The 20,411-nt window shown below is 68.2% G+C and carries 16 protein-coding genes; 9 read left to right on the forward strand and 7 right to left on the reverse strand.

Annotation, left to right across the window (positions count from 1 at the left end; translation table 11 throughout):
- Positions 1-276: 276 nt before the first annotated feature.
- From D6860_RS01650 to D6860_RS01675, 6 genes are all read left to right on the forward strand, one after another.
- Entirely contained in the window at positions 277-1,839 is a 1,563-nt protein-coding gene (locus D6860_RS01650) for a tannase/feruloyl esterase family alpha/beta hydrolase (protein ID WP_076624458.1), read from the forward strand.
- A 79-nt stretch (positions 1,840-1,918) separates the two neighbouring features.
- Positions 1,919-3,592 (forward strand): carboxylesterase/lipase family protein, encoded by a 1,674-nt coding sequence (locus D6860_RS01655; protein ID WP_083697858.1) that lies wholly within the window; start codon positions 1,919-1,921, stop codon positions 3,590-3,592.
- 72 nt (positions 3,593-3,664) lie between these two features.
- Complete coding sequence (locus D6860_RS01660; RefSeq protein ID WP_076624457.1) at positions 3,665-4,513, forward strand: oxidoreductase; 849 nt, start codon at positions 3,665-3,667, stop codon at positions 4,511-4,513.
- Between the two features lie 28 nt (positions 4,514-4,541).
- Entirely contained in the window at positions 4,542-4,919 is a 378-nt protein-coding gene (locus tag D6860_RS01665; protein ID WP_017468808.1) for a DUF1761 domain-containing protein, read from the forward strand.
- A gap of 759 nt (positions 4,920-5,678) precedes the next feature.
- Positions 5,679-6,812, forward strand: a complete 1,134-nt coding sequence (locus D6860_RS01670) for a metallophosphoesterase family protein (protein WP_076624456.1) — start codon at positions 5,679-5,681, stop codon at positions 6,810-6,812.
- Positions 6,809-9,397: an AAA family ATPase gene (locus D6860_RS01675; RefSeq protein ID WP_076624455.1), complete on the forward strand. Its 2,589-nt coding sequence runs from the start codon at positions 6,809-6,811 to the stop codon at positions 9,395-9,397. The genes D6860_RS01670 and D6860_RS01675 overlap by 4 nt, the downstream gene beginning before the upstream one ends.
- 44 nt (positions 9,398-9,441) lie before the next feature.
- Here D6860_RS01675 and D6860_RS01680 read toward each other — a convergent pair whose 3' ends face one another.
- From D6860_RS01680 to D6860_RS01710, 7 genes are all read right to left on the reverse strand, one after another.
- Positions 9,442-11,247 (reverse strand): ABC transporter ATP-binding protein, encoded by a 1,806-nt coding sequence (locus D6860_RS01680; RefSeq protein ID WP_076624454.1) that lies wholly within the window; start codon positions 11,245-11,247, stop codon positions 9,442-9,444.
- Position 11,248: 1 nt separating this feature from the next.
- Complete coding sequence (locus D6860_RS01685) at positions 11,249-12,184, reverse strand: ABC transporter permease (protein WP_017469234.1); 936 nt, start codon at positions 12,182-12,184, stop codon at positions 11,249-11,251.
- A gap of 1 nt (position 12,185) precedes the next feature.
- A complete protein-coding gene (gene oppB, locus D6860_RS01690; protein WP_076624453.1) occupies positions 12,186-13,109 on the reverse strand; it encodes an oligopeptide ABC transporter permease OppB in 924 nt (307 codons plus the stop codon).
- A 64-nt stretch (positions 13,110-13,173) separates the two neighbouring features.
- A complete protein-coding gene (locus D6860_RS01695) occupies positions 13,174-14,799 on the reverse strand; it encodes a peptide ABC transporter substrate-binding protein (RefSeq protein WP_076624452.1) in 1,626 nt (541 codons plus the stop codon).
- 360 nt (positions 14,800-15,159) lie between these two features.
- On the reverse strand, positions 15,160-16,011 hold the full coding sequence (gene rfbD, locus D6860_RS01700) for a dTDP-4-dehydrorhamnose reductase (protein WP_017468310.1): 852 nt from the start codon (positions 16,009-16,011) through the stop codon (positions 15,160-15,162).
- 37 nt (positions 16,012-16,048) lie between these two features.
- Positions 16,049-17,170, reverse strand: coding sequence for a 3-dehydroquinate synthase (gene aroB / locus D6860_RS01705; RefSeq protein ID WP_076625421.1), 1,122 nt, complete (start codon positions 17,168-17,170; stop codon positions 16,049-16,051).
- Between the two features lie 2 nt (positions 17,171-17,172).
- Positions 17,173-17,745, reverse strand: coding sequence for a shikimate kinase (locus tag D6860_RS01710; protein ID WP_076624451.1), 573 nt, complete (start codon positions 17,743-17,745; stop codon positions 17,173-17,175).
- 96 nt (positions 17,746-17,841) lie between these two features.
- Between D6860_RS01710 and D6860_RS25140 the strand changes: the two genes are divergently transcribed.
- The 3 genes from D6860_RS25140 to D6860_RS01720 all read left to right on the forward strand — a co-directional run.
- A complete protein-coding gene (locus D6860_RS25140; protein WP_164845627.1) occupies positions 17,842-17,991 on the forward strand; it encodes a hypothetical protein in 150 nt (49 codons plus the stop codon).
- Between the two features lie 58 nt (positions 17,992-18,049).
- Entirely contained in the window at positions 18,050-19,558 is a 1,509-nt protein-coding gene (locus tag D6860_RS01715) for a hypothetical protein (protein ID WP_076624450.1), read from the forward strand.
- The coding region (locus tag D6860_RS01720; RefSeq protein ID WP_254681401.1) for a tyrosine recombinase at positions 19,555-20,411 on the forward strand (857 nt) is incomplete at its 3' end. The genes D6860_RS01715 and D6860_RS01720, both read left to right, overlap by 4 nt.

Below are 20,411 nucleotides of genomic sequence, written 5' to 3' on the forward strand. Positions count from 1 at the left end.
TCCTTGATCCGATGTCCGCTCTTGATAGCTGACCGCCGGTCACCACTTATTTGACCGCAAGTCATTTATATGCACGTCTTGGTGGAAAATGCTAAGGCACTGACGGATGTGGCGCGAGGGGGCGCGAAACCATGGCAGTCAATTGGACCGAACGAAACGTCCCGGATCAGACCGGCAGGCACGTGCTGATCACCGCCGCTCTCTGGAAAATCTCGGAAGACCGTACCGGCGGTACCTACGCCTGACACCGGAAAAAAGACCAAGACGGAAAACGCCATGAAGACCCATCTACAAACCCTTGCCCTGCTCGGCACGACGGCCTTGGCCGGCCCGGCCCTTGCCCAGTCGGATGATGCCTGCGCAGCCCTCTCCGGGATTGACCTGCCGTCGACCCAAATCCGCACCGCGAGCCCGCAAGGCAGCGGCACCCTGCCGCCCGATCCGATGAGCGCCATGACCGGCGGCTCGCCCCGCCCGGTCGAGGTCGGCGCGCATTGCCTGGTAGAGGGCAAGATCGAGGACCGTACCGGTGCGGACGGCAACCAGTATGGCATCCGCTTCCAGCTGCGGATGCCCGAGGACTGGAACGGCCGGTTCCTGTTCCAGGGCGGTGGCGGCACCGACGGTTTCATTGCGCCGGCCATCGGAGCCATCCCCTCGACCGGATCGACAGCGACACCGGCGCTGGCGCGGGGATACGCCGTGGTCAGCATGGACGGCGGCCACAACGGCATGAACCTCGACTTCACCGCCGACCAGCAGGCGCGGCTGGACCTGGCCTATGCCTCCATCGGCAAGGTGACCGGCACGGCAAAGTCGCTGATCCGGGCCTATTACGAGGGCGCGCCCGATCAGTCGTATTTCATGGGCTGTTCCAACGGCGGCCGCGAGGCGATGATGGCCGCGCAGCGTTTCCCGCTGGAGTTCGACGGCGTGGTCGTGGGCAACCCCGGCTTTCACCTGTCGCGGGCCGCGGTCGGCGCCGTCTGGGATGTCGAACAGCTGATGCCGATCGCCCCCGAAGGACAGCTTCATGCCGCCCTGACGCCCGAGGATCTGAACCTCGTTTCCGACGAGGTGCTGGCCCGGTGCGATGCGCTGGACGGGCTGGAGGACGGGGTGGTCGCCGCCTACGGCCAGTGCGACTTCGACGCGCAGGCGCTGCGTGGGCAGCTGCCGGATAACAAGCTGGACGCGCTGCTGGCCATCATGGGCGGTGCAAAAGATAGCGCGGGCGACCCGGTCTATACCGGCTGGCCCTGGGATCCGGGGATCGGCTCGGACGGCTGGCGTGCGTGGAAGCTGGGCACCGCCGAGCGACCCGCGATGCACCAGACGCTGAGCGTGCCGTCGACCGGCGCCGTCTTCATGACGCCCCCGCAACAGGTGCCTGCCGATCCCGACTTCGGCGACCTGGCGCGCGCCGTGGCGGACGTCGGCGGCTACTTCGACGCGGATGAGACATTCCTGACGACCTATGCCGCGCGCGGCGGGAAGATGGTGATCTTCCAGGGCGCCGCCGATCCGATCTTCTCGGCCCGTGACATCACCCGCTGGTATGACGAAGCGACCGAGGACACCGGCGATGATTTCGCCCGGCTCTTCGTGGTGCCCGGCATGACACATTGCGGCGGCGGACCCGCCTTCGAGGATTTCGATCCGCTGACCCTGCTGGAAGACTGGCATGAGAGCGGCGAAGCGCCGGAACAGATGCCGGCTTCTGCCCCCTCCATGCCGGGCCGCGAGATGCCGGTCTGCGCCTACCCGGCCACGGCCGAATACACGGGCGGCGACGCGGCGTCGATCGACAGCTTCGCCTGCGTCACGCCCGCCCGCTGACACCTGCCGCCGCCCGGCAGGGCGGCGGACCTTTCACCCGAGCAGACCGGCACGACCGGCCGCGACGAAGGAGACAATCATGAAACCCGTGACTTCCGATTTCCGTCCCAGCCGCCGTGCGATGCTTGCCGGCACCGGCGCTGCTCTGACCCTGGCCGCCCTGCCGATCCGGCTGCGCGCGCAATCCGCGGCTCCGTTGGTCGATACCGTCAGCGGCGCGGTGCAGGGCGTCGCCGAAAACGGCGTTGCCCGCTTCCTCGGCATTCCCTACGCGCAGTCCATCGCGGGAGAGAACCGCTTTCTTCCGCCGCAACCTGTCGCGCCATGGACCGACCCCTATGTCGCTGACCGCCACGCCGATACCGCCCCGCAAGGCCCGGAACCGGTCGACGGCACCCCGGTCACCCCCGCCTTCGCCCCGCCCGACTATGTCGAGGCCGGGGACGACTGCCTAGCGCTGAACATCTGGGCGCCCGAGGACGCCGAGGGCCTGCCGGTCATGGTCTGGCTGCACGGTGGCGGCTGGCAAAGCGGCTCCGGCTCCTGCGCGATCTACGATGGCACCAACCTGGCCAGCCGGGGCGACGTGGTCGTCGTGACGATCAACCATCGGCTGGGGGCGCACGGGCTGACCGATTTCAGCCGCATCCTCGGTGGCAAGTGGGGCGAGAGCGACAACCTGTCGGTCAAGGACATGGTCGCCGCGCTGGAATGGGTGCAAGGCAACATCGCGGGGTTCGGCGGCAATCCGGACACGGTCACGATCTTCGGGGAATCGGGCGGCGGCTGGAAGGTGAACACGCTGCTGGGCGTGCCATCGGCCAGGGGGCTGTTCCACCGCGCCATCGTTCAAAGCGGCCCGCTGACCCGTTTCCACACGCCCGAGGCTGCCGACGATATCGCGCGCAAGATGCTGGGTGCGCTCGGTATATCCACCGAGGCCCCCGAGGCCCTGAACGACGTCACCATGGAACAGGTGCTTGAGGCCGAGCGCGCCGTGCAGGCGGACCTTGGCGGCATGATGAGCGGCGCGCCGGGTTTCCCCTCGGGGTTCTGGCCGGTCATCGACGGCGACTTCATCACCCGTCATGTCTACGACCCTGACACGGCCCCCGCTGGCAGCGACGTGCCGGTGATGGTCGGCCACACCGGCACCGAGTTCACGCTGTTCATGCTGCAGGACGAGGCGGCCTACAACCTTGACGCCGCCGGGCTGGAAACCCGCGTGATGGGCATGTTCGGAGAGGACAACGGCCCCTGGCTGCTGGAGACCTACCGGCGTGATTTCCCCGACTACGAGCCGTCCGCACTTTGGTTCCGCCTGTTCTCGGACTACATGATGGGCACCCTCTCGAACGAGGTCCTCGACGTTCGGGCGCGCTCTGCCAATGCGCCGGTCTATGCCTACCGCTTCAACTGGATGACTCCGATCATGGATGGCAAGCTCTACTCGCCGCACACGATCGAGATCCCCTTCGTCTTCGACAATGCCACGACCGACGCGGGCGTCATCATGACGGGTGGCGGAGACGAGGTGGCGGCCTTGGCCGAAACTGTCTCGGAGGCGTGGGTGCAGTTTGCCAAGACGGGTGTGCCCTCGGCTCCCGGCCTGCCCGACTGGCCCGCCTACGACACCGAGGCCCGTCAGGCCATGCACCTGGATCTGGAAAGCACCGTCGCGCCCTACATCGACCCGCGCGCCGAAAGCCTGTTCCGCGGGCTTCTCTGGGCGCAGGCCGGGCTGGACAATTAAGGCCTGAAAGCGGGCCGGGGCGCATCGTCCCGGCCCGCCGCGCATCCCCTTATGATCAGTGAGAGACGTCAAATGAGCAATGAGACCCCCGTCTGGTTCGTCACGGGCTGCTCGACCGGGTTCGGTCGGGAGATCGTGAAACAGCTTCTGGCCGAAGGCATCCGCACGGTCGTCACCGCCCGCCGCCCGGGCAGCATTGCCGACCTAGTCGAAGGGCATGAACAGATCGCGCTCGCGCTGGAGCTGGACGTGACGAAGCCCGACCAGATCGAAAGCGCCGTGGCACAGGCCGAGGCGCATTTCGGCCGCATCGACGTGCTGGTGAACAACGCAGGCTACGGCTATTTCGCCGCCATCGAGGAAGGTGAGGACGCCGAAATCCGCCGCCAGTTCGAGGTCAACGTCTTCGGCCTCGCTGCCCTGACCCGCCGGGTTCTGCCCGGGATGCGGGCGCGCCGGGCCGGTCATATCTTCAACTTTTCCTCCATCGGCGGAATGACCGCCCATCCGACCTTGGGGTATTACTGCGCCACCAAGTTCGCAGTCGAGGGGCTGTCGGAAAGCCTTTACAAGGAAGTGGAGCCCCTTGGCATCAAGGTCACGATCGTCGAACCTTCCGGCTTCCGAACCGACTGGGCCGGTCGCTCTGCCAGCACACCGCAGACGGAAATCGACGATTACGCGCCCACCGCCGGGCGCCTGCGCCGCATCCTGCAGGAGGACAGCGGCACCCAGAAAGGCGATCCAGCGCGCGCCGCCGCGATCTTGCGACAGGTTGCGGCGCGGGAGAGGCCGCCGCTACGCCTGCCCCTCGGCTCCTATGCGCATGGCACCCTGTCGCGCCGCCTTGATGAGTTGAAAGACCAGTTCGACGCGGTGAAAGACCTGACCATGAGCGCAGATTTCCCCGACGGCCAGTAGTGTCATCCGATCAGAACAGGAGGCAGGGATGAGTTTTGCGAACGTGATACTGGCGGGGGTCGCCGCGTGGGCTTCGGGGCTTGCTTGGTATGCTTGGTTCGGACCACGTCGCAGGACTTTGGCTGGCACTCGACCGAACAGGACGGGCGCTGTCCTGTTGGTCGCGACCCTTGGCGCAATGATCCTGATCGCCGGCTTTCTGCGCCACATCTTCTTCGTTTCGGGTCTGACCTCCAACCTGCCGCTCGGGCTTGTGGCCGGAATGGGGGTCGGCCTGTTTTTCATTGCCCCGTTCCTCTGGGTTCAAAATCTCGCAGAGGGGCGCCCCCTCGGGCTGACAGCGATCGACGGAGGCTATGCGATAGTGGCAACGGCGATCATGGGAGCCTTGCTGGTCGCCTTTTGACAGTACGCGACTCCGGATGTCTGCCGGCTCTCTCGGCACCATGGTCGAGCGAGCAATGCGCCATTATATGCATCTTTCGTTTCCCCTGCCTCGGTCGACTGCCCGAGGACAACCGCTCTTCAGAAGGCGGTGAAGTCATATTGGATCATCTCGCAAACACTGGCTCCCGCAGCGCGGTCCGGCGCCTGGCTTCACCGAATGCCTGGCGGACCCGGACGGCCTCCATGGGCCTGCCCCTCATCATTCTCACCGAACAAGGCCGTCAGGCCCCCTCGCAAAGATGGCATGTCGCCTGGGGATTTGGCCGCCAAGCCGGATGCCCATGCGTACCTAGAGAGAAAGTGGTGAGGCACTGATCGGGGAAGCATGGCGAAAAAATCTTCTTCGATGGACCAAGGAAGCACAGGTTCGTGGTCTCGCTCAGGGTGGCTCCAGATCCACTCGAGAATTGGAGCCTCCAGCAAGCCCCGCCCGGGTCACCTGCGCTCCCTGCGCAACGTCGGCGACTGTTCTCACGAGACCGGCCGCTTTCGAAACTATCCGGCTTCGTGGCCACCGGCGCGGGAGGTATGCTCGTCTCAAGGTGGCGGCCCGTAGCGCGGCGCAGACGCGGGCTTGAAATCCGGAAATGTTCACGGTCAAGTCCTTCGACACAAGACCCAGTTCGCAAGGACCTCTCCGCCCCATGACCAATTCCGTCCCTCATCCATGCGAGCGTCATCCGGCAGGCGATTGCCCGAAATCCTCACAGGAGACCGCATGACCTTCCGCTTCCTGCATGCCTCCGACCTGCACCTCGGGCGGAAGTTCGCCAGCATTCCGCAGGCGGCCGACGGCAACATCCGCGGACGCCTGATGGAAGCCCGGCACGGCGCAATCGTCCGGCTGGGAGAGATCGCCCGGGACAGGGGCGCGACGCATGTGCTGCTCGCAGGAGACACCTTCGACACGGCGACGCCCTCGCCCTCGATCGTCCGACAGGCGCTGGCGGCGATGGGCGAGACCCCGGAGGCGACATGGTGGCTGCTGCCCGGCAACCACGATAACCTGCGCGATGCGGAACCCCTCTGGGAGATGATCCGCGACACCGCCCCGCCCAACGTGCGGGCCGTCACCGAGGCCGCCCCCTGTCTCATGGGCGATGGCGCCATGCTGCTGCCCTGCCCCGTCGCCTACCGCGCCGGCGGCAGCGACCCGACCGAGGCGCTTGTGGGCATGGCAAGCGAAGACGGCCAGCTGCGCATCGGCCTCGCCCACGGCGGCATCACCGATTTCACCGAGAGCGGCGAGGTGATCGCGCCGGACCGAGATCGCAGCGCGCGGCTCGACTACCTCGCGCTGGGCGACTGGCATGGGCGCATGGAGGTGTCGCCGCGCGTGCAGTATCCCGGCAGCCCCGAGCAGGACCGGTTCAAGCACGGCACGCGCGGAAGCTGCCTCTGCGTGACGCTCGACGCCCCCGGCAGCCCGCCGCAGGTCGAGACGATCGAGGTAGGCCAGTTTCTCTGGACCGAAGTGCCGCTCACCCTGCACCCGAGGCAGGATGCCGCCGCAGCACTGAACGCGGTGCTGCCCGTCGGCGGGCGCCGCGACATCCTGCTGCGAGTCGTTGTTTCGGGATGGGCCGGTCTGGCCGACCAGGCAGAGCTCGAGGCTGCGGCGACGCGGGCGGCCCCCGAGTTCGCCCATTTCGAGCTGCGCACCGAGGCGCTCGGCACGCAGTATGACGACACCGACCTCGACCGCATCGACCGGGGGGGCGGCGCGTTGCGCCTTGCCGCCGAGGCGCTGGTGCAGGACGCGGAGGCCGAGACGCTGGGCCCCGACGAGCGTGCTGCCGCACGCGACGCGCTCGCGCGGCTCTACGCCTATGTCAGGGAGGCCTCGGAATGAAGCTGCGCGCCATCGAAATGACCAACGTCCGTCGCTTCACGTCGACCATGCGGATCGACGGCATCGGCGACGGGCTGAACGTGCTGAGCGAACCCAACGAGTTCGGCAAGTCGACGCTCTTCGATGCCCTGCACGCGCTCTTCTTCAAGGCGCATGGCAGCGGCGACAAGGAGATGAAGGCACTGCGTCCGCATTCCGGCGGCGCGCCGGAGATCTCGGTCGAGATCGAGACCGACGCCGGCCGGTTCACCATCGCCAAGCGGTGGTTCCAGAAGCCTGCCGCCACGGTCCATCAGGACGGGCGGCTCATCGCGCAGGCCGACGCCGCCGAGGACTGGATCGCCCGGGCGCTCGGGCAGGATGCGGGCGGCCCTGCCGGGCTGATCTGGGTGCGCCAGGGCCTGACGGCGCTCACCGATGGCTCGAACAAGGAAAAGGCCGCGGCGCTGGAGGCGCGGCGCGATCTCATGTCCTCGGTCAGCGAAGAGGTCGAGGCGATGACCGGCGGGCGCCGAATGGATGCGGCGCTGAAACGCTGCCAGGAAGAGCTCGGACTCTACGCGACCGGCACCGGGCGCCCCAAGGTCGGTGGTCCGTGGAAGGCCGCGCAGGATCTCGTGTCGGAGCTGACGGAGCGGCATGATCGTCTCGACCGGCTTACCGGTGAGCTGCACGCGGCGCTGAAGGCACGCAACGCCGCGCGGCGGACACTTTCCGAGCTGACAGATCCGGATGCCTCGGAGGCGCGCCGGACCCGGCTCGAGGAGGCGCGCGCCGCCCATGCGCTGGCCGAACGTCACGCGGAGCAGGTCGAGAGCCTTGCCCGTCGCGTCGAGATGGCTCGGCTCACCGCGAGCAACGCGCAGGCTCGTCTGGACGGGCTGCGCAAGGCGCTGAAGGAACAGGAAGACTGCAAAGCGCTCGTGACAGCCGCCACGACCGAGGCAGAGGCCGCCCGCACGGCCCATGACGAAGCGGCCGGCGCGCAGGTCGAGGCCGACACGGCCCTGCGCGAGGCGTCGCAATCGCTGGAACGCGCCGAGGCCGACCGGCGCCGCGCCGAGCGGGCTCAGCTGGCCCGCGACGGCGCCGAGCGGCGGCAGGAGCTTGGCGCGCGCATCAAGCAGGCCGAGGCCGCACGCGAGACGATGGAAGCGGCCAAGGCCGCGATCCGGGGCCTGGGCGACGCCGACCTTCAGCACATCGAGACGCTGGCGGCCGGGTTGGCCGCGGCGCGCGCGGCGCGCGATGCCAGCGCCACGCAGATCACGGCGCGCTATAGCGGCGCGGCGCGGCTGTCCATGGACGGCACCGAGATGCCCGACGGCAGCGCCCTGCCCCTGACCCACGCCGCGCGGATCGAGATCGACGGCATCGGCGCACTCGAGATCCGCCCGCCCGAGACCGGCGGCAGCGATGCGGTCGAAAACGCCGAACGCGCGCTGCGTGAGGTGCTGGACCGGCACGGGCTCGACAGTCTCGACGACGCGCTGCAGGCAGCCGCGACGCGCAAGGCCGCCGAGACCCGCCACGGCGAGGCGCGCGCGGTGCTCGAAAGCCTCGCGCCAGACGGGCTCGACCCGCTGCGGGACCAGCTTGCCCGCCTGCCCAAGCCGGAAGACACCGACAACGCCCCGGATCCAGCCACGGCGACGGCAGCCTGCGAGACGGCGCGCGAAACGGAGAAAACGGCCCGCGCCGCGCTCACCCTTGCCGCCGAACGGCTCTCTGCCGCGCGCTCCGACAAGACCCGCGCCGACACGCTTCTGGGACAGGCGCAGGACCGGCAGGCCCGCGCGGCGACCGAGCTTGCGGCGCTCGACGGCGACGCGGACACGCTCGCCGCCGCCGCCGAGGACGCCCGTCAGACGTTGCAGCTTGCCGAGGCCGAGCTTGCGGAAAAACGCGCGGCGGCACCCGATCTCGCCGCCGCGAAGGCCGCGCTGACCCGCGCCCAATCGGTCGAGGACAGTGCCCGCGCGCAGATCGAGACGCTGAAGCCCGAGCTTGCCGCGCTCGACGAGCGGATCCGCAGTGCCTCGGGGGACGCGGTCGAGGAACGGCTTGCGGAAACCGGCGAGGCGCTCGCCGCGGCGCAGGCCGACCTCGCGCGGATCGAGCACGAGGTCGCGGTGCTCACCCGGCTGCAGGAGGCGCTGACCGCTGCCCGGACCGAGGCGCGCGAGCGCTATTTCGCGCCCATCGCCAAGGAGTTGAAGCCGCTTCTCAACCTGCTCTGGCCGGACGCCGAGCTGACGTGGGCCGAGGACTCGCTGCTGCCCGACGGGCTGATCCGCGACGGCCAGACCGAACCGCTCGACATCCTGTCCGGTGGCACGCAGGAACAGATCGCGCTGCTGGTGCGGCTTGCCTTCGCGCGGATGCTGGCCGATGCGGGCCGCATGGCGCCGGTGATCCTGGATGACGCGCTGGTCTTCACGGACGACGACCGGATCGAGCGGATGTTCGACGCGCTGCACCGGCAGGCGGGCGATCTGCAGATCATCGTGCTGACCTGCCGCCAGCGCGCCTTTCGCGACCTTGGCGGTCGCGTATTGCAGATCCGGGAAAACGCCGACGCCTGAGCGGCGCGGATGACGCGGGCAACCCCTGCCCGCGTCCCTGGTCGTCAGCCCTCGGCGCGGGCGAGCAGTCGGTCGAGCGGATCGTGCTCGGCCACGAGATGGCCGCCGCCCACGTCCCGCAGTTGCGGCACGTAGTCCTCTTCGCCGGCATCCAGCCGCGACCGCAGGAACCGCAGCGAGGCGCGCGGATCGAGCGGCGACGGCAGCTCTCCGGGAATGCGGATGCGCCGGCGCGAGCGCTCCGCCTCGGGGTCCGGCACCGGCACCGCCGAGATCAGTGCCTGCGTGTAGGGATGGCGCGGCGCGTCGCAGACCGGACCCGCGTCGCCCAGCTCGACGATGCGGCCGAGGTAGAGCACCATGATCCGGTTCGAGATCGCCCGCACCACCGACAGGTCGTGGCTGATGAACAGCATCGACATGCCGAATTCGGCCTGAAGATCCTTCAGCAGCTGCACGATCTGCGCCTGGATCGACACGTCGAGCGCGCTGACCGCCTCATCGCAGATGATGAGCCGGGGCCGCGTGATCATCGCACGGGCGATGCCGACACGCTGGTTCTGACCGCCCGACAACTCGTGCGGGTAGCGGTTGTACATCACCGTCTCGAGGCCGACGCGCTCCATCATCGCCAGCACCGCCTCGCGCCGCTCGCGGGCAGTCATGTCGGGGCGGTGGGTCTGGAGCGGCTCGGCGATGGAATCCGAGATCGTCAGCCGCGGATCGAGGCTGGCCAGCGGATCCTGGAAGACGATCTGCAGGTCCTTGCGCTCGCGCTTCAGCGCGGCGCGGTCGAGATCGGTCAGCGGCTTGCCGAGCCAGGACACCGTGCCGTCGCTGGGCTCGATGAGCTGCAGCACGGCGCGCGCCAGCGTGGACTTGCCGCAACCCGACTCGCCGACGATGCCCAGCGTCTCGCCCTCGCGCAGGCCGAAGCTCACGCCGTTCACCGCCTTCAGCGGCACCTTGCGACCGAACAGCCCGCCCTTCTGGTGGATGTCGAAATGCACCTTCAGGTCGTCGACCTCGAGGATCGGCTTGCCCTCGATGCGCCCCGGTGCCTCGCCACTGTCGATGCGCGGCATCGCCTCGAGCAGCTTGCGGGTGTAATCGTGTTCCGGCGAATTGAAGATGCGTTCGACCGGGCCGGCCTCGACGAAGCTGCCCTTGCGCATGACCTTCACCGTGTCGCACATGCGCGCGACCACCCCCATGTCGTGCGTGATGAGCGCGATGGCGGTGCCCAGCTCGTGCTGCAGCCGCGCCATCAGGTCCAGCACCTCGGCCTGCACCGTCACGTCGAGGGCCGTCGTCGGCTCGTCGGCGATCAGCAGCTTCGGCTCGCAGAGCATCGCCTGCGCGATCATCACCCGCTGGCGCATGCCGCCCGACAGCTCGTGTGGATACTGGTCGAGTCGGCGTTCGGCCTCGGGGATGTGGACGCGGTTGAGCCAGTCGAGACAATGCGCCCGCGCCGCCTTGCCGCGCATTCCCTTGTGGATGCGCAGCACCTCGGCCATCTGCGCACCAATCTTGAGATGCGGCGTCAGCGCGGTCAGCGGATCCTGGAAGATCATGCCCACGTCGGCGCCTCGCACCGCGTTGAGCTTGCCCACCGGCAGGTTCAGGATCTCGCGGCCGCCCAGTTGCACCGAGCCCATTGCCCGCCCGTTCGGCGGCAGAAGGCCCATCGCGGCCATGAAGCTCTGGCTCTTGCCCGAGCCACTCTCGCCGACGATGCCGAGGCATTCGCCCTCGGAGATGTCGAACGAGACACCCTTGACCGCCTGCACCTCGCCGTCGGGCGTGTCGAAGGCGACCTTGAGGTCAGATACGGAAAGCACGGTCATGTCAGCGGTCCTTCGGGTCGAGCGCGTCGCGCAGGCCGTCACCCACGAAGAACATCGAGATGATCAGCGCGACGTAGAAGAAGAGCGGGAACAGCAGCTGCCACAGGGTGCCGTAGGCCATGGTCCCGGCGCCCTCGGCGATGAGCCGGCCGAGCGAGGTGTTGGGCTCGGAGATGCCGAGGCCGAGGAACGAGATGAAGCTCTCGGCAAGGATCATTTCGGGCACCAGCAGCGAGGCGTAGACGATCACGACACCCGCGAGGTTCGGCAGGATGTGGCGCAGGATGATGCGGCCCTCCGAAACGCCGGTGGCGCGGGCGGCCTCGATGAACTCGCGCCCCTTGAGCGTGAGCGTCTGGCCGCGGACGATGCGGCTCATGGTCAGCCACGACACCGCGCCGAGGCCGAGGAACAGCGCCACGAAGCTGCGACCGGCGATCACGAGGATCAGGATCAGCACCAGCGTCAGCGGAATGGCGAGCAGGATGTCGACCACGCGCATCATGGCGCTGTCGAGCTTGCCTCCGAAGTAGCCCGCGACGACGCCCCAGAAGGTGCCGACGACCAGCGCCATGGCGGCGCCGATCAGCCCCACCAGCAGCGAGGTGCGCGTCGCCTGGATGGTGCGCGCGTAGAGGTCGCGGCCAAGATCGTCGACGCCGAAGAAATGGCCGGTCTCGAGCGACGGGCCGCCCATGCCGGCGACATCGCCCATCACCACCCAGTCGATCTCCTCGTTGGACCACTGCGAGAACAGCGGGCCGAAGAGCACGAAGGCGATGATGAGCACGAGGATGACCACGCTGGCCATCGCCGCCTTGTTGCGCAGGAAGCGGTTCATCGCGTCGCGGAACAGCGAGCGGCCGCGCACGGCGGTGAAATCGGTGATCTCACCGGCCAGCGCCGCGGTCTTTTCTGATTTTCCGAAGAAGCGCATGTCAGTACCGGATCTTGGGGTCGAACCACGCGTAGGCGAGGTCGGTCACGAGGTTCACGATGACGGTCAGCGCGCCGTAAAGGATCGTCACGCCCAGCAGCACCGCGTAGTCGCGGGTCAGGGCGGAGTTCACGTAGGCCTGGCCCAGACCGCCGGTGGAGAAGTAGAGGTCGACGAAGACCGAGCCGGTCAGCACGTAGACGAACACCGGCCCGAGATACGAGATCACCGGCAGCAGCGTCGGCTTCATCGCGTGGCGCCAGATGATGGCGCGCTGCGGCAGCCCCTTGGCGCGGGCGGTGCGGATGAAGTTGGCGTTCATCACCTCGAGCATCGACGAGCGGGTGATCCGTGCGATGGACCCCATGTAGGAGGTCGAGAGCGCGATCACCGGCATGATGAGATATTCCCACTGCCCGCCGTTCCAGCCGCCGCCCGGCAGCAGGCCGAGCCAGAGCGTGAAGGTCAGGATCAGGATCGGGCCCATGATGAAGTTCGGCAGCGCCTGCGCCGCGATGCCGAGGCTCACGGCGATGTAGTCGATCCAGGTGTTGTGGCGGATCGCGGCGGCGATGCCGAGCGCGATGCCGACGATGCTCGCGGCGAGGAAGGCCAGCGAGCCGTAGGTCAGCGAGATCGGGAAGCCGGTCGCGATGATGTCGTTCACGTCCCGGTCCTTGTAGACGAAGGACGGGCCGAAATCGAAATGCAGCAGGATATTGGCGAAGTAGTCCCAGAGCTGTTTCCACAGCGGCTGGTCGAGCCCGTAGCGGCTTTCGATGTTGGCGAGCACTTCGGGCGGAAGCGGACGCTCCGAGGTGAAGGGACCGCCCGGCGCCAGGTGCATCATGGCAAAGGCGGCAATCACCAGAAGCAGAATCGTAGGAATGGCGACCAGAAGCCGCCGGATCACGTAGATCAGCATGTCAGGGAATTCCGTTCAGGTGTTGCCCCGCCCGGCGCGTGGCGGGCGGGGCATGCGGCAGGGTTTACTCGGCGGCCTTGTAGAGGTCCTTGGAGTACCAGTTGAACTGGATGTTGTTCACCGGGAAGTTCTTGAGGTCGTCGTCGATCATGTAGACGCCCGCGTAGTGGTAGAGCGGGATGACCGGCATGTCCTCGGCAAGGATCTCCTCGGCCGCGGTGTAGAGCGGCGTGGTGTCCTCGGCGGTCAGCGCGTCCTCGAGCAGCTGGTCGTATTCCGGGTTGGAATACTTGCCGTCGTTGTAGCCCGAGGAGCTCTCGAGCAGGTCGAGGAAGGTCGACGCCTCGTTGTAGTCGCCGCACCATGCGCCGCGGGCCAGCTCGAAGTTCTGGTTGCCGCGCTCCTCGAGAAAGACCTTCCACTCCATGTTGGAGAGCTGGACCTCGACGCCGAGCTTCTGCTTCCACATCTGCGCCAGCACGACGGCCACCTTCTCGTGCGCCTCGGAGGTGTTGTAGACCATGTCGAAGGAGAGCGGGTTGTCGGAGCCGTAGCCGGCCTCGGCCAGCAGTTCGCGGGCCTTCTCGTCACGCTCGGCCTGCGTCATGTCCATGATCTCGAGGTCCGGCGCGGAGAAATCCGCGGTCGCCTCGGGGGTGAAGACATAGGCGGGCGGCTGGCCACCGGCCATCACGTTGTTGACGATGATGTCGCGGTCGACCGCGAGCGACAGCGCCTTGCGCACCTTCGGGTCCTTGAACGCCTCGGGGCCCGAGTCGGACAGGTTGAAGGTGTAGTAGTAGTTGCAAAGCTTCGGGAAGCTGTGCGCCTCGTCGCCGTATTCTTCCTTGAGGCGCGGGAACTGGCCTGCGGGAATGTCGGTCATGTCGAGCTCGCCGGCCTTGTAACGGGTCAGGGCCACGTTCTCGTCGTTGATGATCAGCGCCACCGACTTGTCGAGGATGACGTTCTCGGCGTCCCAGTACTCGGGGTTCTTCTCGCGCACGATGGACTCGCCGGGGTTCATCTCGGTCAGCACGTAGGCGCCGTTGCTGACGATGTTGCCGGGCTTGGTCCATGCCTCGCCATATTCCTCGATCACCTTCTGGGGCGACGGGAAGGTCGTCGAGTGCACGACCATCTGCGGGAAGTAGGGCAGCGGCGCCGAAAGCCGCACCTCGAGCGTCCGGTCGTCGATTGCCTCGACGCCGAGCTCTTCGGGGGCCGCGTCACCGGCGACGACCGCGTCACCGTTCTCGAGCGACATCAGCGAGATGAACCACTGGTAGGGCGAGGCCGTTGCCGGGTCCGCCGCGCGGCGCCATGCGTAGACGAAATCGCCTGCGGTCACCGGGTCGCCGTTCGACCACTTCGCGTCGTCCCGCAGGTGGAAGGTGTAGGTCATCTTGTCGTCCGAGACCTCCCAGTCGGTCGCGACGCCGGGCACCAGTTCGCCGTTCTCGTCCTGGTTCAGCAGGCCTTCGAAAAGGTCGCGCACCACGTCGGAGCCGTCGGTATCCTCGACGATCTGCGGGTCGACCGAAGAGATGTTGTCGAGGATGCGGTAGGTGAAGGTCTGGTCGTCGGCAAGCTCGACGCCGGTCTCGGGGTGGGTCTCCTGCGCCGTGGCCGCGGCGGCGATGCCGACGGACAGGATGGTGGAGAGCGTGAGTTCTGTAAATCTGGTCATGGCGTTTCGCCTCCCTTCTGGGGTCCGGGGCGGGACCGCCCCGTTCTCGTTATACTAACCCGGGAAAGACGCCACACAATCGATGCGAGCGCCACCTGCGAGCAGGACGAAAGCGGACGGTTTCCGGGCCACTGCTGACAAGCGGGGGTAAAGAAGATTGACGGCACGCGCACAAGGGGGGAAACGCGACGTCACATTGGCGCCGATGGTAGCCGGCAGCGTGGGCGGCAAGGGATCGCCTGACGAAGCCGGTCCATCTACTCAATTTGAGCGCGGCTTGCGCCATGCGCGGACGTTTCGCCACGGCGCGGGTCTTTCCCACGCTGCGACAGATGGCCCCGCAGGCTCATGGCGTCACGATCAGCCGGGAACGCCGAGCTCCGCCAGCGCCTCGCGTACGCCCTCGCGCCAGTCCGGTCGCTCGAGGCCGAAGACCGACAGCGTGCTGCAATCCATACGAGAGTTCAGCGGCCGTTTCGCGGGCGTCGGATAGCCCGAGGACGGAATGCCCACGACCTCGACCTCGCGGCCCGCCTGCGCGAAGATCTCGCGCGCGAAGCCGGCCCAACTGGTGTCGGGCGCACCGGAGAAGTGGTAGATGCCGCTCTTGCCGGCATCGTCCCCGAGCTGCGACGCGATCGCAAGGCAGGCGTCGGCGATGGCGGAGGCCTGCGTCGGCCCGCCGATCTGGTCGTCGACGATGGTCAGCCGGTCGCGCGTCTCCGAGAGCCGCAGCATGGTCTTGAGGAAGTTGGCGCCATGGGCGGAGAACACCCAAGACGTGCGCAGGATGGCATGCGCCCCACCGGCCGCCGGCACAGCCAGTTCGCCGGCGAGCTTGCTGCGACCGTAGGCGCCGAGCGGCGCGGTCGGGTGGTTGGTCGTGAAGGGCGCCTCGCCGCTGCCGTCGAAGACATAGTCGGTCGACACGTGCACGAAGGGAATGCCGAGCTCGGCGCAGGCCAGCGCCATGGCGCCCGGAGCCTTGCCATTGATCGTGGTGGCGAGCGCCTCTTCCTCCTCGGCCCGGTCGACGGCCGTGTAGGCGGCGGCATTGATGACCACGTCGGGCCGGGCGTCGCGGATTGCGGCGCCGCAGGCCGACGGATCGGAAAGATCGGCCTCGTCGCGACCAAGCTGGATGGCGTCGGGCACCCGACGCGCCAGTTCCGTGGCCAGTTGCCCGGTCTTGCCGAAGATTAAGATGGTCATGGTGTTGGTTCCTGCTCGTCTCTGTTCCGGTCTGGGCTCAGGCGGCGCGATGGGCCGCCAGCCCGTCCTCGAGCACGCCGAGCACCGTCTCGCGCGGCACGTCGGCGGTCACGAAGGCCTGCCCGATCCCGCGGGCGAGGATGAAGCGGATCGCCCCGTCGACGACCTTCTTGTCCTGCCCCATGAGCTCGAACAGCCGCTCGGCCCCCGGCAGTTCGCCGGGGATGTCGGCGAGATCGGTCTTCATCCCCATCCGGCGCAGGTGGGCGCGCAGCCGCGAGGGATCTTCCTGCGCGCACAGCCCCAGCCGCGCGGAAAGCTCGAACGCAAGCGCGCAGCCAATGGCGACGCCCTCGCCGTGCAGCAGCCGGTCGGAATAGCCGGTCGCCGCCTCGAGCGCGTGGCAGAAGGTGTGGCCGAGGTTCAGCAGCGCGCGGTCGCCCTGCTCGGTCTCGTCGCGCACGACGATCTCGGCCTTCATCTCGACCGAGCGCTTCACCGCGTAGGACAGCGCCTCGCGGTCGCGCGCGGTGATCGCGTCGGCGTTGGCCTCGAGCCAGTCGAAGAAGGCAGCATCGCCGAGCAGCCCGTATTTCACCACCTCGCCGTAGCCCGCGAGGAAATCCCGCTCGGTGAGCGTGTCGAGCACGGCGATGTCGGCAAGCACCAGCGACGGCTGGTGGAAGGCGCCGATCAGGTTCTTGCCGGCGGGCGAGTTGATGCCGGTCTTGCCGCCGACCGAGCTGTCGACCTGCGCCAGCAGCGAGGTCGGCACCTGAACGAAGCGCACACCCCGGCGCAGGATCGCGGCGGCAAAGCCCACGAGATCGCCGATCACGCCGCCGCCGAGGGCGACGACGACATCGCGGCGCTCGACCTTCTGTTCCAGCAGCCACTCGACGACGCGCTCGAGCTGCGCCCAGCACTTGGTCGCTTCGCCCGGGGGCAGTTCCAGCGAGGCGCAGCCGATGCCCTCGGCGGAGAGCGCGGCCTCGAAGTTCCGAAGGTGGGCGGCGGCGACGGTGGCGTCGCTGACCACGACCACCCGCTTGCGATGCAGCAGCGGTGCGATCTCGGCGCCGGCGCGCTCGAGCAGCCCTGCCCCGATCCGCACGTCATAGGCGCGTTCGCCCAGCGGCACATGCACGGTTTCGGTCATGGTCATTCGTCCTCCTGCAATACGTCGGGCCGGGTCTTCAGAACCTCGATCACGCGCCCGGCCATCGCCTCGATGCTCTTGCCCTGCTCGGAGGGCACCTTCAGATCCGACAGCGCGTAGACCGGCACCCGCTGCTCGTAGATTTCGCGCAGCGTGCCGCGCGGGTCCGAGGTCTGCAGCAACGGTCGGGTGTTCTTGTGCTTCACCCGGTTCCACAGCACCGGCAGCTCGGCATCGAGCCAGACCGCCACGCCACGCTCGGTGATCATCCGGCGGTTGGTCTCGCGCATGTAGGCGCCGCCGCCGGTCGACAGCACCGCGGGCGGCCCGTCGAGCAGGCGCGAGATCACCTGCGCCTCTTTCTGACGGAAGAACGGCTCGCCGTCGCGGGCGAAGATCTCGGCGATGGTCATGTTGGCGGCGCGCTCGATCTCGGCATCCGAATCGCGGAACGGAACGTGCAACGCCTGCGCGAGCGCCCGGCCCACGGCGGTCTTGCCTGCACCCATCATTCCCACGAGCACGACAGTCTTTTTCAGCTTCAGCGCCTGCACACTTGTATCTCGGCTATCCATCGCCAATTCTGCCTTTCAGGGCCGTGAATGACGTGAGTTTCCCGAAAAGGCTAGGTATAAGTTCAGAAAAAGGCACGAGGCAGGACGACAGCACGCATGGGACGTATCATCAAATGGCTCTTCATCCTTGTCATACTCGGCGGGATCGCGCTGGTAGGCTATGCCTACGTCGGCCCGTTCTTCGGCGCCGACTTCTCTCCGCCCCAGACGGAGATTCGCACGCCCGTGGAGCTCGATGCGCAGTAAGTCCCTCCTGATCGCAGCCATTGTCGCCGCGCAGGCCGCGTCGGCACAGGATGCACCGATGTCGGCAATCGACTGGCTGAACGGCCAGGGCGGCGGCAATGCGCCCCTGGTGCTGCGGCCCGATCCGCTGTTCCAGGGCCCCCGCCCCGCCGCGCCGCGCGACGAGCCGCCGGTGGCCAGTTCCGGCACGCGCCCGGAGGTCGACGTCTCGCCGCTCGGCGGGCCCGTCCCCGATGCCGTGGGACTGTTGCCGACATCGGTCACCGGGCTGCCGCGCGGGCTCTGGCAGAACAGCGAGGCCGAGACGATCGCGCCGCTGCTGACCGAGGTCGAACCGGCGGTGCCGGCGCTCTGGGCGCTGCTCTACACGTTGCTGCTGGCCGAGGCCGACGCACCGCGCGGCTCGGGCGAAGACGCGACGCTGCTGCTTGCCCGGCTCGACCGGCTGCGGGCCGAGGGCGCCGTCGATCCGGCCCTCGCTCTGCTGGAGCGTGCCGGCGGCGACAGCTCACCCGCGCTGTTCGAGCGCTGGTTCGACCTGTCGCTGCTGTCGGGCAACGGTACCGAGCCCTGCGAGGCGCTGAAGGCCCAGCCCGACCTCTCCGACGACCTGCCGACGCGGATCTACTGCGACGCCCGGCTGGGCGACTGGGATCACGCGGTCACGGTGCTGGGCACCGCCCGCGCGCTCGGGCGGATCAACGGTCGCGACGTCGAGCTGCTGACCCGTTACCTCGAGCCCTCGCTCGTCGACGGGGCCGACCCGGTGCCGCCTCCGGCGCAGCCGACGCCGCTGCAGTTCCGTCTGTTCGAAATGGTCGGCGAGGCGCTGCCCACACAGCCACTGCCGCCCGCCTTCGCGGCGGCGGACCTCTCCGGCAACAGTGGCTGGCGAGCACAGCTTCTCGCTGCCGAACGGCTCGCACGACATGGCGCGCTCGAGCCGAACCGGCTGCTCGGCTACTATTCCGACCGCCGAGCTGCTGCCTCTGGCGGGGTCTGGGACCGTGTCGCGGCGGTGCAGAAGTTCGACAGCGCGCTCGACGGCGGCCGCGCCGATCTCGTCGGGCCGGCGCTGCTCGAGGTCTGGCCGCAGATGCGCAGCGCCGGGCTGCTGGTGCCGCTGGCGGAGCTCTTCGGCACCCGTCTGGCCGAGATCGAACTCGACGACCGCGCGCAGGCACTCGCGCAGAAGGCCGCGCTGCTGTCGACCGACTACGAGACCGCCGCCCGCGCGCTCGATGCCCCGAGCGGCCGGCTCGCGACGACCGCCGCCATCGCCCGGGGCGACGTTCCCGACCCGATGCCCGACACCGCGATCGAGGCCGCCGTGGCGCGCGCGTGGGACGATCCCTCGCCGCCCCCTGCGCTCGCGCGGCTGTTGCAGCAGGGCAAGCTGGGCGAGGCGATCCTGCGCGCCATGGCACTGTTTTCCTTCGGTGCCGCCGGCAACCACGCGAACCTGACCGAGGCGCTGGCGACGCTGCGCGCCGTCGGGCTCGAAGACACCGCCCGACGCGCCGCGATCCAGCTGCTGATCCTCGACGACGAAGGAGCGTTGCGGTGATCTCGGCGCGCTGGACCGAAAGCTTTCTCGAGGCACAGGCCGCCGAACGCGGCGCCGCCGACAACACCACCGCAGCCTATGCCCGCGACCTGTCGAATTTCTGCGACTGGCTCGCCGAGCGCGGCCTTGGCCTCGACGGCGCGCAACGCGGCGACGTCGAGGCCTACCTGATCGACTGCGAGGCGCAGGGCCTTGCGGTCTCCACCCGCGCCCGGCGGCTGTCGTCGATCAAGCAGCTCTACCGCTTCGCCTTCGAGGAGGGTCTGCGCGAGGACAACCCGGCAGTGCAGATCTCGGGACCCGGCAAGCCGAAGCGACTGCCGAAGACGCTTTCGGTCGAGGAAGTCGACCGTCTGCTCGATGCCGCCTGCGAGCACGGGCGCACCGGCGACGACAAGCTGCGCAACGCCTGCCTGATGCAGATCCTCTACGCCACCGGGATGCGGGTCACCGAGCTCGTCACCCTGCCCGTCTCGGCCACACGCGGCGATCCGCGCATGCTGCTCATCCGTGGCAAGGGCGGACGCGAGCGCATGGTGCCGCTGTCGCCGCCCGCGCGCGAGGCGCTGCGCAACTGGCTCGAGCGGCGCGACGCGCTCGACGATCTTGCTCGCTCCAAGGGCCTGTCCGGATCGAGCTTCCTGTTTCCCTCGCGCGGCAAGGCCGGGCACCTGACCCGCCACGCCTTCTACCTGCTCATCAAGGAAATCGCGGTGACCGCCGGGGTGTCCCCCGCGAAGGTCACGCCGCACACCCTGCGCCATGCCTTCGCGACGCATCTTCTCGAGAACGGCGCCGACCTGCGCGCAATCCAGACCTTCCTCGGCCACGCCGACGTGGCCACCACCGAGAT

It is taken from the genome of Salipiger sp. D13 (assembly GCF_003703915.1).
In the GTDB taxonomy this organism is placed as follows: domain Bacteria; phylum Pseudomonadota; class Alphaproteobacteria; order Rhodobacterales; family Rhodobacteraceae; genus Salipiger; species Salipiger profundus.